At 70.8% G+C, this 13,701-nt stretch carries 9 protein-coding genes; 4 read left to right on the top strand and 5 right to left on the bottom strand.

Annotated elements, in window-relative coordinates:
• Nucleotides 1-116 precede the first annotated feature (116 nt).
• The 3 genes from ACIRRY_RS32830 to ACIRRY_RS32820 are packed head-to-tail and all read left to right on the top strand — an operon-like array spanning nt 117 to nt 3,224.
• Nucleotides 117-1,142 (top strand): FecCD family ABC transporter permease, encoded by a 1,026-nt coding sequence (locus ACIRRY_RS32830; RefSeq protein ID WP_403979873.1) that lies wholly within the window; start codon nt 117-119, stop codon nt 1,140-1,142.
• Nucleotides 1,139-2,212 carry a FecCD family ABC transporter permease gene (locus ACIRRY_RS32825; protein WP_403979870.1) on the top strand — a complete coding sequence of 358 codons (1,074 nt, stop codon included), beginning with the start codon at nt 1,139-1,141 and terminating at the stop codon, nt 2,210-2,212. Before ACIRRY_RS32830 ends, ACIRRY_RS32825 begins: the two co-directional genes overlap by 4 nt.
• Before the next feature lie 4 nt (nt 2,213-2,216).
• Nucleotides 2,217-3,224 (top strand): ABC transporter ATP-binding protein, encoded by a 1,008-nt coding sequence (locus ACIRRY_RS32820; protein WP_403979867.1) that lies wholly within the window; start codon nt 2,217-2,219, stop codon nt 3,222-3,224.
• A 48-nt stretch (nt 3,225-3,272) separates the two neighbouring features.
• On the opposite strand, the gene ACIRRY_RS32815 is transcribed toward ACIRRY_RS32820, so the two are convergent.
• The gene (locus tag ACIRRY_RS32815) at nt 3,273-4,226 is read right to left on the bottom strand and encodes a methionyl-tRNA formyltransferase (RefSeq protein ID WP_403979864.1); all 954 of its coding nucleotides are present in this window, start codon (nt 4,224-4,226) and stop codon (nt 3,273-3,275) included.
• 110 nt (nt 4,227-4,336) lie between these two features.
• On the opposite strand from ACIRRY_RS32815, the gene ACIRRY_RS32810 reads away from it, so the two are divergent.
• Nucleotides 4,337-5,632 carry a lysine N(6)-hydroxylase/L-ornithine N(5)-oxygenase family protein gene (locus tag ACIRRY_RS32810; protein WP_403979861.1) on the top strand — a complete coding sequence of 432 codons (1,296 nt, stop codon included), beginning with the start codon at nt 4,337-4,339 and terminating at the stop codon, nt 5,630-5,632.
• Between the two features lie 172 nt (nt 5,633-5,804).
• Here ACIRRY_RS32810 and ACIRRY_RS32805 read toward each other — a convergent pair whose 3' ends face one another.
• The 4 genes from ACIRRY_RS32805 to ACIRRY_RS32790 all read right to left on the bottom strand — a co-directional run bounded on the left by ACIRRY_RS32805 (nt 5,805) and on the right by ACIRRY_RS32790 (nt 13,417).
• Nucleotides 5,805-6,455 carry an isochorismatase family protein gene (locus ACIRRY_RS32805; protein ID WP_403979859.1) on the bottom strand — a complete coding sequence of 217 codons (651 nt, stop codon included), beginning with the start codon at nt 6,453-6,455 and terminating at the stop codon, nt 5,805-5,807.
• Between the two features lie 74 nt (nt 6,456-6,529).
• The gene (locus ACIRRY_RS32800; RefSeq protein ID WP_403979856.1) at nt 6,530-8,035 is read right to left on the bottom strand and encodes an amidohydrolase; all 1,506 of its coding nucleotides are present in this window, start codon (nt 8,033-8,035) and stop codon (nt 6,530-6,532) included.
• Between the two features lie 500 nt (nt 8,036-8,535).
• Nucleotides 8,536-11,013, bottom strand: coding sequence for a beta-glucosidase (locus ACIRRY_RS32795; RefSeq protein ID WP_403979853.1), 2,478 nt, complete (start codon nt 11,011-11,013; stop codon nt 8,536-8,538).
• A 550-nt stretch (nt 11,014-11,563) separates the two neighbouring features.
• A complete protein-coding gene (locus ACIRRY_RS32790) occupies nt 11,564-13,417 on the bottom strand; it encodes an RICIN domain-containing protein (RefSeq protein ID WP_403979850.1) in 1,854 nt (617 codons plus the stop codon).
• Between the last annotated feature and the right edge of the window lie 284 nt (nt 13,418-13,701).

Here is a 13,701-nt window from a genome sequence, read left to right as displayed (position 1 = left end):
ACGTCACAGCCACTGAGGTTATGCTCACCTAAGCTGGCGGCGGGGCCGTCCGGTGGTCCGCCAACAGGGCTCCGGAGCACGGAAGATGACCCGGAAGACGACATGGAGACCGGCAAGTGGCTTCAGGCAGAAGGCTTCGCACCACGGTGCTGGTGACACTGGTCGTCGCCCTCCTCGTCCTGCTGTCTCTGCTGTCGGTGGCCCTGGGCGCGCTCAGCGTCCCGCTCGACCAGGTGGTGCGCTCGGTCCTCGGCCATCCGCCCAGCCGCCTCGTCGACAACGTCATCTGGTCGGTGCGCGTGCCCCGCACCCTGCTCGGCCTCACGACCGGCGCGGCGCTCGGCCTGTCCGGCGCGCTGATGCAGGCCCTGACCCGCAATCCGCTCGCGGACCCGGGCATCCTCGGGGTGAGCGCGGGGGCGTCCTTCGCGATCGTCATGGCGGTCGGGGTGTTCGGGGTCGTCTCGCTGTACGGCTATGTGTGGTTCGCGTTCGGCGGAGCGCTCGTCGCGAGTGTCGTGGTCTTCTTCCTGGGCCGGCTGGGCGGGTCCGGGGCCACTCCGGTGAAACTGGCGCTCGCCGGGGTCGCCGTCACCTCGCTGCTCCAGTCGTTCACCAGCGCCGTCGTGCTGACCGACCAGGACGCGCTGGACCGCTACCGCTTCTGGTCGGCCGGCACCCTGGCCGACCAGGACTCCGGCGAGCTGGTGCGCATCCTGCCCTTCCTCGCCGTGGGCGCCTTGCTCGCCCTGTCCCTCGCGCCGGCCCTCAACAGCATGGCCCTCGGCGACGACGTGGCCGCCTCCCTGGGACGGCGGCTCGGTCTCGTACGCCTCCAAGGGGTCACCGCCGTCGTGCTGTTGACCGGCGCGTCCGTCGCCGTCATCGGTCCCGTGGTCTTCCTCGGACTGGTCGTCCCGCACATCGCGCGGGTCCTCGCGCAGTACGCCGGGATCGGCCCCGACTACCGGTGGCTGCTGCCGCTGTCCGCCGCGCTCGCGCCCGTTCTGCTGCTGTCCGCCGACATCCTGGGCCGGATGGTGGACCGCCCGACCGAGATCCAGGCGGGTGTCCTCGTCGCCTTCCTCGGCGGCCCGTTCTTCATCGTCCTGGTCCGCCGCCGGAAGCTCGCGGAGGTATGAGCGTGCCCGCACCACCGTCACCCGCTCTCCTGGGCAACCGGCCGTTCCGGCTGGCCGTCCCCCCGGTGTCCGGCGTGCTGCGTCCGCGTCTGCTCCTCACGGGGGCCGGCGTCGGCGTCGGCGCCTTCCTGCTCTTCTGCTGGGGTCTGACCATCGGCGACTATCCGGTGGCCTTCACGGACGTCGTCAGGGCCCTGTGGGGTTCGGGCGACGCGGGCACGGTCATCGTCGTCCAGGATCTACGGCTGCCCCGCGCCTTGGTCGGCCTGCTGGTCGGCATCGCCTTCGGGGTCTCCGGCGCGGTGTTCCAGACGATGACCCGCAATCCGCTGGCCAGCCCCGACATGATCGGGCTGACCGAGGGTGCCGGAACCGCCGTGGTGGCGGCGGTCGTTCTGGGCTGGACCGGTGGACTCGGGCTGTCCACCCTGGGGTTGCTCGGCGCACTGGCCACGGCGCTGCTCGTGTACGCGCTGGCGTGGAAGGGCGGGGCCACCGGGTACCGCATCATCCTCGTCGGCATCGGGGTGTCCTGGATCTGCTCCAGTGCCACCAACTTCCTTGTGGCGCGCGGCAATCGCTTCGAGGCGGAGGCGGCCCTCGGCTGGCTGGTCGGCAACCTCAACGGCCGGACCTGGAGCCAGGTGGACTCCCTGGCCATCGCCCTGGCCGTGCTGCTGCCGATCACGCTGGGCATGGGCCGCTGGATGCGCACGCTGATGCTCGGCGACGACGTGGCCGCCGGACTCGGCACACCCGTCCAACCGGTGCGCCTGGCGCTGCTGTTGGCCGGAGTGGGCCTGGTCGCGTTCGGTACGGCGGCCGCCGGTCCGGTGGCGTTCGTCGCGCTGGCCTGTCCGCAGATCGCCCAGCGGCTGGCGGGCACCTCGTCGCCACCCCCGCTCGTCTCCGGTCTCACCGGCGCGTTCGTCGTCCTCGGCTCCGATCTCCTCGCCCGCGAGGCGATCCCGGGGACGGAACTGCCGGTCGGGATCGTCACCGGCGCCCTCGGCGCGCCGGTCCTGCTGTGGCTGCTCATCCGCGTCAACCGCGCGGGCTCTGGAGGCTGATCGCATGTCGACCACTGACCCGCGCGCCCCGCGGACGTCCGAGACATCCGCCACGGGAACCGAGACGCTGCGGACGCCCGATTCACCCGCCACGGGAACCGAAGCCCTGCGGACCCCCGAATCACCCGCCTCCGGAGCCAAGGCCCCCGGGAACCCCGAATCACCCGCCTCCGGGCCCGAGTTGCGGGCACGTGATCTTCATCTCGCCTACGACGGGCGGCCGGTGGTCGAGAACCTGGACCTGACCGTGCCGACCGGCCGGATCACGGCCATCGTCGGCGCCAACGCCTGCGGGAAATCAACCCTGTTGAGGGCGCTCGCCCGGCTACTGGCCCCGCGTCAGGGCGTGGTGGAGCTGGACGGCGTCGCACTGCGCTCCGTCCCCACCCGTGAACTCGCCCGGAAACTCGGCATCCTGCCGCAGACGCCGGTGGCACCGGAGGGGCTGACCGTTCTCGACCTGGTGGGCCGGGGCCGCTCTCCGCACCAGACCTGGTGGCGGCAGTGGTCGGCGGCCGACGAGGAGGCCGTGCACGCGGCCCTTGAGGCGACCAGCCTCACCGAACTGGCCGAGCGCCCTGTCGACGAACTCTCCGGCGGCCAGCGGCAACGCGCCTGGATCGCCATGGCAGTCGCCCAGGGCACCCCGGTCCTGCTGCTCGACGAGCCGACGACCTATCTCGACCTCGCCCACCAGATCGACGTACTCGACCTGATCACGGACCTCAACCGGCGCGAGGGCCGCACGATCGTGATGGTCCTGCACGACCTCAACCAGGCCTGCCGGTACGCCGATCACGTCATCGCCATGAAGGGCGGGCGGATCGTCGCCGAAGGCGCGCCCGCCGATGTCGTCACCGAGGCCACGGTCGAGGACGTCTTCGACCTGCGCTGCCGGATCACACCGGACCCGGTCAGCGGCACGCCGTTGGTGATACCGCTGGGGCGGCACCACCACGACGGCGCCAACTCCCGTACCGAGGACACCGTTTCGGCGTCGGCCGGGGACTGACCCCGCGAAGAGGCCCCCGCCTTCGGGCAACGGGGGCCACGGGGTCTCTCAGGGGCGGGACCTCAAGTACCCGCCCATGGTGCGGAAGTGGTCGCCGGCCGCGTACTCGGTGCCGTCGTCCGTGCGTACCCGGCGCACCAACAGCCCACGGCCGTGCCCGGTATGGGCCTCCGGGCCGGCCACGACGACCACGCCGTCGCCCTCGCGGATGAAGATCCGGCCCGGGGTGCCGCCGTAGCGTCCCTCCGAGACGGCCGCGGAGACGATCCTGAGCCGCTCGCCGCGGTGGAAGGCGTAGGCGTTCGGGTACGGGTCCGACTGGGCCCGTACGAGGCGCTCCAGGCGTTCCGCGGGCCAACTCCAGTCGATGCGGCTGTCCTCGGCCGAGCGCTTGTGGAAGAAACTGGCGCGGCTGCGGTCCTGCGGCACCCACTGGCCGGCGTCCCGGCCGGAGGCGATCAGGTCGAGCGCCTCGCGCACGATGGGCGCGATGAGGTCGACGGTCCGGTGGAACAGGTCGGTCGCCGTGTCGGCGGGCCCGACCGGTACCGAGCGCTGGATCAGGACGTCCCCGGCGTCGAGTTCGCCGTTCATGCGGTGCGCGGTGACGCCGACGCGCGGCTCGTCGTTCAGGAGCGCCCAGATGATCGGCGAGAAGCCCGCGTACGACGGCAGCAGCGAGTCGTGGACGTTGAGGGTGCCGTGCGGCGGCAGGTCGAACAGCTCCGGCGGCAGCCAGGTGCGCCAGTTGTTGGCGACGATGATGTCCGGCCGCGCTTTCCGTACGGCGTCGAGGAGTTCGGCGTCGTCGGGTCGGTTGCGCAGCAGGACGGGGACGTCGTTCTTCTCGGCGAGTTCGGCGACGCTGTCGTCCCAGATCTTCTCGTAGGCATGCTCACTTTTCGGGTGCGTGACCACGAGAACGACCTCGTGATCGGAGTCCAGCAACGCCTGTAGCGTGCGGTGACCCCAGGTCTGATAGCCGAGCATGACGACCCGCATGACGGTCCTTCCCTTCAACGACTCATTGCAAGGTTAGCCTTACCTTATCTAGCATTGGGCTGCCTGAGGGAGGCGATGCCACGGTGAAGTCACCGCTACTGGATTCCGAAGTGGTCCACGACATACTCGGAATCGGATTCGGTCCGTCAAATCTCGCTCTGTCCATAGCGGTTGAGGAGCACAACAAGAGCCTTCCGGCAGACAGCCGTCTGGGCGCCCTGTTCCTGGAACGCCAGCCGCGGTTCGGCTGGCACCGGGGCATGCTGATCGACGACGCCACGATGCAGGTCTCGTTCCTCAAAGACCTGGTCACGCTGCGGAATCCGACCAGCGACTACAGCTTCCTCTGCTTCCTGCGCGAGCAGGGCAGACTGATCGACTTCCTGAACCAGAAGACCCTGTTCCCGCTGCGCGTGGAGTTCCACGAGTACTTCGAGTGGGCGGCCGAGCGGGTCTCCCACCTGGTCTCCTACGGCAGCGAGGTCGTCGCCGTCGACCCGGTGCGCGGCGAGGACGGCGAGATCGCGTTCTACGACGTCACCAGCCGCGACCCTTCGGGTTCCGGTGCGACGGTGACGCGGCGGGCCCGCAACATCAGCGTGGCGATGGGTCTGGAACCGCATGTGCCGCCGGGTCTCGAACTGGGCGAACGGCTTTGGCACAACAGCGAGTTGATCCCCCGCGCGACCGAACTGGCGGGCGCGGGCCAGCCGGTGCGGCGGGCCGTGGTGCTGGGCGCCGGGCAGAGCGCCGCCGAGGCGGTGGACTATCTGCACCGCACCTTCCCGGACGCCGAGGTGTGCTCGGTGTTCGCCAAGTACGGCTACACACCGGCCGACGACAGCCCGTTCGCGAACCGCATCTTCGACCCGGAGGCGGTGGACGTGTACTTCTCGGCTCCGTCCGAGGTCAAGCAGTCGCTGCTCGACTACCACCGGTCCACCAACTACTCCGTGGTGGACATGGAGTTGATCGAGGCCCTGTACGCCACCGCGTACCGGGAGAAGGTGGCGGGCCGGGAGCGGCTGCGCTTCCTGAACGTCTCGCGGGTCCGCGCGGTCGACCCGGCGGCGGACGGCGGTCTCGATGTCGCCGTGGAGTTCCTGCCCACCGGCGAGAAGCAGGTGCTGTCCGCGGATGTGCTGGTGCTCGCCACCGGTTACCGCCCCCGCGACCTGAGTTCGCTGCTCGGCGAGGCGGCGAAACTGTGCCTCAGGGACGACGGCGACGAGATCCGCGTGGGCCGGGACCACCGGGTCGAGACCGTCCCGGAGGTCACCGCCGGCCTCTACCTCCAGGGCGGCACCGAGCACACCCACGGGCTGACCAGCACCCTGCTGTCGACGGTGGCGGTACGGGCGGAGGAGATCCACCGCTCGGTACAGGCAACGAAACTGCCCGTCTGACGCCCCTAAAGACTCCCCGGGCCCGGAGGGTACGGTCCCTTCCGGGCCCGGGGCTTCTGCGTGTGCGGGGCTTCTGCGTGTGCGGGGCTTCACAGAGTCGGGGTCGCCGGTCGCCGGCGATCGAGGGGCGGCCCGGCATGTCGCGGCCAGTATCAGTCAAACCTCCGTAAAATTACCGGCGTTGTGTCGTCGGGCCGGCGAACACGTCCGCCACGCCCCGCACGGTTCTGACCGCTCCGCAGGTCGCCGCGATCCAGTCCATGGCCATGCGGTGATCCTCGTGGGCCCGGTCGGCCACCGCGTCCGCGACGACGAAGGGCTCCATGTCCTGCATCCACGCGTCGGCGGCCGTCAGCAGGACCTGTGTGCGGGCGAACACCCCGACGATGATGGGCTGGTCGCGCCCCAACTCCGCGAGTCTGCGCCGCAGTCGGGTGCCGGCGAAGGCACTGAACCGCTTCGCGACCAGCACGCTGTCGCCGACCTGCGGCCGGATCGCGTCCACGACGTCGCGGGAGTCCTCGCCGCCGGGCAGACGTGGATGGCCGAAGCTGGTCTCCCGGCCGTCCGGTTCCCGCTCGGCGGTCTTGAGGGTGTAGAGGACGGGGATGCCCGCGGCCCGCGCCGACTCCGTCAACTGGCCGACCCCCGCGAGGAGTTCACAGACCGGTGCGGAGGACTCCCGCAGTACGTGCAGGAAGTGGTTCTGGACGTTCAGGACCACCAGCGCGGCGCGGCACGGGTCGATGGCCCAGCCCGTCCGGTCCGGGGGCAACCCGGCGGGACCGGGCATGACGTACGGGACCATGTCGGATGACGGCATACGCAGCGGCCTCTCACCGGTCGTCGGGGGTTGTGGGAAACGCGGGACATCGGGACCCGTCGCCGGTGTCCGGCTCAGTAAGGCCCATGCGTCCAGCGGCCGTTCGTCATCGTGGCGTGCACGGGCATCGCGCGCAGGGTGTCCGCGTCGGCGTCCAGCGGATCCACGTCGACGACCACCAGGTCGGCCGCGTCACCGACTCTGACGAGCCGGCGTCCGCGGGCCGCCGCGACCAACGCGTCCGGTACGAACAGGCGTTGCTCCGGATGCCAGGCGGGACGTTCGTCGTCGGTGCGGCTGACGGCGGCCGCGACGGCGAGCCAGGGGTCGAGCGGCGACACCGGGGCGTCGGAACCGAACTCCAGGCGGGCGCCCGCGGCGAGCAGGTCGCCGTAGGCGAAGGCGCGTTCGGTACGCCCGGCCCAGTGCCGGTCCGCCACGTCCCGGTCGTCCGTCGCATGCCGGGGCTGCACCCCCGCCACCACTCCCAACTGGGCGAATCTAGGGAGGTCTTGAGGGCTCAGCAACTGCGCGTGCTCGATCCGGCCGCGGCAGCGCACCGTCTCGAAGGCGTCCAGGGCAACGGTGTTGGCACGGTCCCCGATGGCGTGCACGGCGGGTTCGATGCCGTGCGCGGCGGCGCGGCGCATGAGCCGTACGAGCTCGCCGGGGGCCGTCTCCTCGATGCCGTGGGAGCCGTCCGTGTCCTCAAGTCCCGGGTAGGGGTCGCGGCACAGGGCGGTACGGGTGTTGAGCGATCCGTCCGTGAAGAGTTTCAGCGGGCCCACCCGGACCAGGCTTCCGTCCGCGCCGACCTCGTCCCCCGTCCGCAGCCCGCGTTTGATCGCGGCGTCCAGGTGACCGGGGTAGACCGCGGCCGACACCCGTACGGCGGGCCGGAATCGGGCCGAGCGTCGTTCCCAGTCCGCGACCGTGTCGCCGTACTGGAAGTCGATGACACCGGTGACCCCGCGCGCGGCGGCGGCCCGGCAGGCGTCCTCGATCCAGCCGTCGACCACGTCGGTCGGGGCCGCCGGCAGCGCGGAGAGGACCTCGTGGGCCTCGTGCTCCCTGATCAGGCCGGTGGGGTGGTCGCCCCGGCCGACGAGGGCGAGACAGGCGGAGTTGAGCCACGCGGCATGCAGATCGGCACTGACGAGAGCGACCGGCCGATCGGGCAGCACCGCGTCCAGCAGCCGCTTGTGCGGGGCGTCGGCCCACAGCCCGTCCCGGAACCCGTACCCGTAGAGCACCGAGCCGTCGGGGGCTCCGGCGCGTTCCCGGACGAGCTCGGCGACCGCCTGCGCGGAGGCGGTGCCGGCCAGGTCCAGCCGGTGCCGGGCGCTCGCCCACTCCGCGAGGTGGACGTGGGCGTCCCACAGTCCGGGCAACAACACCCGTCCGTCGAGGTCGAGTTGCCGCTCACCGGCAGCCTCGGCGTTCGCCCCCGTCTCCGCTTCCAGCGCGATATGGGTGATCCGTCCGTCCGCCACCCGCACCCGGGCCGACGGTCCGCCGGCGCCGAGCCGAACCCGGGCGAGTGTCAGTGCGGGCGCCGGGGCGCTTGCGTCGTCTGCCATATGAGCCTCCATCGCCCCACACAGGGGAATGCCGAGGGGGCACCCCTCAACTCATCCGCTAAGTAAAGTAAGCCTTACCTTACCTCGCAGATCCCGTCCCGGTCCCCCGCTCGACCATCTCCAACTGTCCACGCTCGCACACGGCCCTCACAACGGCGGAAGAGCGCGCTTCTTCACTCGCCGGGGACGGTGGCGCCCAGTGGCCAGGAACAAGAGGAGGCCGACGGCGACCAACAGCACCCCGATCCACAGATGCGGCAACCAGGACCACCACGGAGCCCGGTCCTGAAGGGAGGCTACGATCGAGGCGCCTCCGCAGAGGAACGACACCACCCCAAAAGTCCGCAACCGCAACCGGACACGACGATCGACCATGTCTCCCCCATGCGCTGTGAACCCCGCCTTCGTCAGGTCAGGGTGCCACGGCCGCCCGTCACCCCGTCATCGGCCCCACCGGCCACTCCCGGCAGGGCCGACGACGAAGCACCGACTCACCTCGCCTACCGCTTCACCTCCGCGCTCGTCCGCACCCGCAGATCCCCCGAGGACGCCCCCACCCACACCGGCCGCCGCCCGGTACCGAGCACCCACGCGTGCCGCCGCGCGTCCCACGACGACAACGTCCGCGCGGCCACCCGCACAGTGACCCGCCGCCGCTCCCCCGCGCGCAGCACCAGACGCCGGTAGCCGCCCAACACCCGCACGGCCTGGTCGAGTCGCAGGTCCGGTGAGCGGCCGACGTACACCTGAGGCACGGCCACCCCGGACCGTCGCCCGGTGTTGCGGACCGTGAAGGTCACCTCCAGCCCGTGCCCGTTCCAGCGCGCCGACGCGTCCTCGTAGGAGAAGGAGGTGTACGACAGTCCGTGCCCGAAGGGATAGAGGGGCCGTACGCCCTCCGCGTCGTACCAGCGGTAGCCGACGTGGATGCCCTCCGAGTACTCCTCGGTGCCGTTCACCCCGGGGTAGCGGAGCGGGTCGCCGGCGACCGGGTGGTGGGCGTCGTCGACCGGGAAGGACTGGGTGAGGCGGCCGCCGGGGTCGCAGTCGCCGAACAGGACGGCGGCGGTGGCCGCGGCGCCCTCCTGGCCCGGGTAGTACATCTGGAGGACCGCGCCGGTGCGGGCCAGCCACGGCATCGACGTAGCGGACGAGGTGTTGAGGACGACGGTGGTGCGCGGGTTCGCCGCCGTGACCGCCTCGATCAAGTCGGCCTGGTTTCCGGGGAGTTCGAGGGTGGTGCGGTCGAGGCCCTCGGTGGCGTCCTCGTAGGCGAACAGGACGACACTGCGGGCGGCGCGGGCGGCCACGACCGCTTCGGCGACGTCCTGCGCGCGGGTCGCCCCGGTGATGCGTCGCAGCCGGAACAGCAGTCCGGCGTCGCCGCCCGCGGCGGTGATCCTGAGCGTGTGCGCGCCCTTGGCGAGGGTGAGTGTCTTGCGGCGGACGGAGAGACCGTCGGGGTCGGCCGAGACCAGACCGCCGGAGAAGTACTCGCCGTATCCGGCCGCGAGGGGGAACAACTCCGTGCCGTCGAGGAGGACTTGGGGGCGGGCGGTGGGCGCGGAGGAGAAGTGGAGCACGAAGGTCCACTCGTCGGTCTCGGCGACGGTGAGCGAGCCGTCGTACTCCCAGGCCTTGCCCGCCGCCACCCGCTGCCCCTCGCTGTCGAAGGCGGGGGTGAGCGCGGACGCGGGGATCGCCCTGCCGAACAGGTCCTCGCCGAGCGCGTACGTCACCCGGGTCCGCGCACCGGCCCGTGCGCCGATCGCGTCGAGCGGGCTGTCCGCGTGGTCCGGTACGACATGCGCGCTGCCCCCGCCGCTGACGAAGGGCAGGGTGCCGGTGGGACCGATCACCGCGATCGAGCCGTCGGTCAGCGGGAGGGTGCGGTGTTCGTTGCGGAGCAGGGTCGCGCCCGCCTTGGCTACCTCCAGGGCGACGGCGGCACCGGCCTTCGCGTCACGGGCGGGGCGTGGCGGCACGCTGCCGTCGAGGAGCCCGAACCGGTCCATGACGCCGAGGATCCGGCGCACCGCGCGGTCGACATATCGCTCGGGCAGACTGCCGTTCCGCACAGCCGACTTGAGGGGTGTGCCGAAGTAGGTGCCGTCCGGCATCTCCATGTCGAGACCGGCGGTGATCGCGGCGACCGTACTGTGCGCGGCGAACCAGTCGGTCATCACCCAGCCCTCGAAGCCCCATTGGCCGCGCAGGATGTCGGTGAGAAGCGGCTTGTTCTCGCAGGCGAAGGTGCCGTTGACCTTGTTGTACGCGCCCATCACCGCACCCGTGCCGGCGCCGACGGCCGCTTCGAAACCGCGCAACTCGATCTCGTGCATGGTCTGTTCGTCGACCCGCACGTCGATGGAGTCGCGGTCCTTCTCCTGGTTGTTCATCGCGAAGTGCTTGACGGTCGCGATGAGGCCCTCGCCCTGGATTCCCTTGATCTCGGCGGCGACCAGGTCACCGGCGAGCAGCGGATCCTCGCTGAGGGTCTCGAAGTTGCGGCCCGCGTACGGGGTGCGGATCAGGTTCACCATCGGGGACAGGAGGACGTCCTGGCCCAGCGCGCGTCCCTCGCGGCCGACGACCTGGCCGTAACGGCGGGCGAGTTCGGGATCGAAGGCGGAGGCGAGCAGGACGGGCGCCGGGAGGGCGGTGGCGTGTGCGGTGACACGGACACCGGCCGGTCCGTCGGTGAGCCGTAGCGGCGGGATCTTCAGGCGCGGGACGCCGGGGATGTAACCGGCCTGGCCCAGCGAGTTCGGGTCGGTGGCGCCGTGCAGGAGGGAGATCTTCTCGTCGAGGGTGAGCCGGGCCAGGAGTCCTTCCACGCGGGGGCCGGCCCCCGCCTCGGGTCTGGCCTGGGCGTACGCGTGCGACGGGGAGACGAGTCCGGTGGTGGCCGCGGTGGTGACCGCGATCGCACCGCCCAGCAGACGCAGGGCGGATCGCCGGGACACGGTGTCGGTCATGAGCCGTCACTCCTTCGTCCTTCGGTACGCGGCCCACGCCGTCGTGGACCGCTGGTACGCCTCGGTGCCCCGGTGATGCGTTCAGTGTCCGAACACACCAGGTGGCGGACCGGAGTTGACGACCCGTCGGGCACTACTGGCGCGGCGGGAAAACTATGACCGACGTTGACTCGTGTCAACGATCCGAACAGGAATCGACCGAGCGTCGACAAGAACCGAAGGGTGAGATGCGGGAAGGGAGGAGCATCTGCTGGTGAAGAGAATGCCACCGACGAAGAACAGCACCTCGGTGATGTCGCCGAAGATTCGGATGCACGATTCTCGTCGCCCGGCTGGAGCGTCCCAGCCACAGCCGGGCGACGAGTAAGGGCACCGCTCCGTGTCCCTCTCCTCTGATTCGAAGCCGCTGCCCGTGCGGATGGGTCCGGATGCATACTTCCTGCGCCGGGTCGGAGCGTGCGGGGCCGCCCCGACAGGGCGGCCCCCACTGGTTTCCAGCGAAACAGCGATACAGCGCTTCAGCGATACAGCGGTTCAGCGGTTCAGCGGTTCAGCGCAGGACCGGCAGGAGGCCGGTGACGGTGTCCACGACGCCCGCCACGACCGTCACCAGGGGCTGAACGGCCTCGACGGCAGAGGCGGGGTGGGCGGACGGCGCGGGCTCGGGCTGTGGCGCGGGCTCGTCGCAGCAGGCGACCTGGGCGGCGCGGGGCGCGTACTGCGGATCGGAGTTCTGCTGCGGCGAGTTCGTGGGAGGAGGCGCTACGTCGCCCCGGGGTGCGCCCTCGGGCGGCGCGGACTCCTTCGTCGTGCCGCTGCCCGGCACGTCACCCTGCCCCGGCCCCTCACCCTCTCCGGTCGGTCCGCTCCCCTTCGCGTGTGCGTCAGCGGTGGATTCCAGCGCCCAGCGCTGCCTGGCGGAGCCGTCCCGGTCCGTCAGTACGATCCGCGCCCCGGGCTCTCCGCTCACCGGAGAGACGGCCAGCCCCTGGCTCCAGCGGAGCAGGAACTCGCCGCGCACCGTCAGGTCGTAGTGCACCTCGCCCGCGTGCACCAGGCAGCCGGCCAGCGTGACCGTGCCCGCGGTGGTGTCCGCGTCGAGGCAGAGTCCCGGGTCGGTGAGGCTGCGCAGCAGACCGTCCTGGTCGTACGACCACTGCTGGGACCCCGCGGTCGAGCAGGCCGCGAGGGCGACGGCGGCGCCGGACCGCACCCGGTCCCCCGGAATGTCGAGGCACAGGCCCGAGGCGAGGCTGCGCAGCACGCCCTGCTGAACCACTCCCCCGATTCCTCCGTCGGCGCCGGCGGTCGACGCCGAAGCGGCGGAACCGTCGGACGAGGGCGCGCCGACCGGACTCGGGCGGGTCGAACTCCCGCTGGCCGCACCCCAAGTGACGTGCGGATCGGGCGTGTTGCCCCCTTCACTCCAGCCCTTGTTGGCGAGCACGGTCGCGAGCAGGGCGAGGGAGGTCAGGCCGACTCCCACGAGCGCGACCCTGGGGTGTCTTCGCGGAAAGGTGAGGCGGCCGTCCGCTCCGGGGCGGTGGCGGCCCATCGGACGGCGGTCGGTACGGGCGGCGGTCTCCCGGCCGGGCCGTGAGTCGACGTAGCGGCGGGCGCCCCAGCCGAGGACGGTCTCGGCGAGCAGCACTTCGAGGCCGCCCTCGAAATGGCTCAACTGCTCTGCCGCGAAACGGCAGTAGCGGCACGTCATGAGATGCCGTTGCACATCGGGCAACAGACTGCCGCCGCGGCGGATCGGAACGTCGAGGAGTCGGTTGTAGTGGCGGCATTCATAGGTCGGTGCGAGTTCCAGGTGGGCGCGTACGCAACCCGCCCTGAATTGTTCACGTGCCTGGTCCAGCGCGGCGGTCGCGGTGAGCTCGTCCACGCCCAGCAGACCGGCCGGTACGGATATGGGTTCGGCCTCGACCTCGGTGTGCCACAGCAGGCATTGGGAGGCGCCGGACAGCGCGCCGAAAGCGCGTTCCGCGAGCTTGCGCCTTTCGGAGGTGCCGGACCTCGCCGCGCGTAGACCACGGGCGCCCGTGGTTTTACGAAGTTCCGGCAGCAGGGCGGTAATTCGCTCCTCCGACGCCCACTTTTTCACCATCTCCCTTACAGCAACGAGGAGTTGGGGACGTAGCGCGCCGTCGGGCGCGCGGCCGGCCAGTACCTGGTGGAAGGCCGCGCCGGCCACCATGGACGCCGAACTCTCGGCGGACGCGAGACAGATGACCGCATATTCGCTTGTCGCCTGCCAGTGGCGCGCGAGCAACAGGGCGACAGCGTGAGCGCCCTCGGCTTTGTCGCCGAGTTGCGCCACGAGATTGCGGTCCGACTCCCCCGGACTCGATCCGGGGCGAGGCGGGAACGGCGGGCGTGGGGGGTAGGGGGATTGCACGGGACCATTTCCTTCCAAGCCGCAGGACGGCACACGAATGCCCGACCATCGGAAAGCAGGTGCTTGATTGGTGCATACCTATGAGCTGTCAGAAACGACCCTGACCATTGCCTTCTCACGACTGGCCTCATGAGGTGGCTCACACTCGCACAAGCGCCCGACAGGAAACAAGGAGTTCGGGTGACCGATGTTCAAAACGCTGCGAATTCAGATTGGTTACCGCGGGTATCCACAGGCGTCTCCACACAATCTCCAACTCCCCCGCGAACTAAGGGCGGCGCACA

This window comes from Streptomyces sp. NPDC101776, assembly GCF_044766845.1.
In the GTDB taxonomy this organism is placed as follows: domain Bacteria; phylum Actinomycetota; class Actinomycetes; order Streptomycetales; family Streptomycetaceae; genus Streptomyces.
The sequence above is the reverse complement of the archived record's forward strand: the minus strand, read 5'-3'. Positions and strand labels throughout refer to the sequence as shown.

What these genes read in the sequence shown, in the direction of transcription:
- ACIRRY_RS32815 (WP_403979864.1), bottom strand. Translation starts at nt 4,226, where the DNA reads ATGCGGGTCGTCATGCTCGGCTATCAGACCTGGGGTCACCGCACGCTA.
- ACIRRY_RS32795 (WP_403979853.1), bottom strand. Translation starts at nt 11,013, where the DNA reads ATGACCGACACCGTGTCCCGGCGATCCGCCCTGCGTCTGCTGGGCGGT.
- ACIRRY_RS32820 (WP_403979867.1), top strand. Translation starts at nt 2,217, where the DNA reads ATGTCGACCACTGACCCGCGCGCCCCGCGGACGTCCGAGACATCCGCC.
- ACIRRY_RS32805 (WP_403979859.1), bottom strand. Translation starts at nt 6,455, where the DNA reads ATGCCGTCATCCGACATGGTCCCGTACGTCATGCCCGGTCCCGCCGGG.
- ACIRRY_RS32825 (WP_403979870.1), top strand. Translation starts at nt 1,139, where the DNA reads ATGAGCGTGCCCGCACCACCGTCACCCGCTCTCCTGGGCAACCGGCCG.
- ACIRRY_RS32800 (WP_403979856.1), bottom strand. Translation starts at nt 8,035, where the DNA reads ATGGCAGACGACGCAAGCGCCCCGGCGCCCGCACTGACACTCGCCCGG.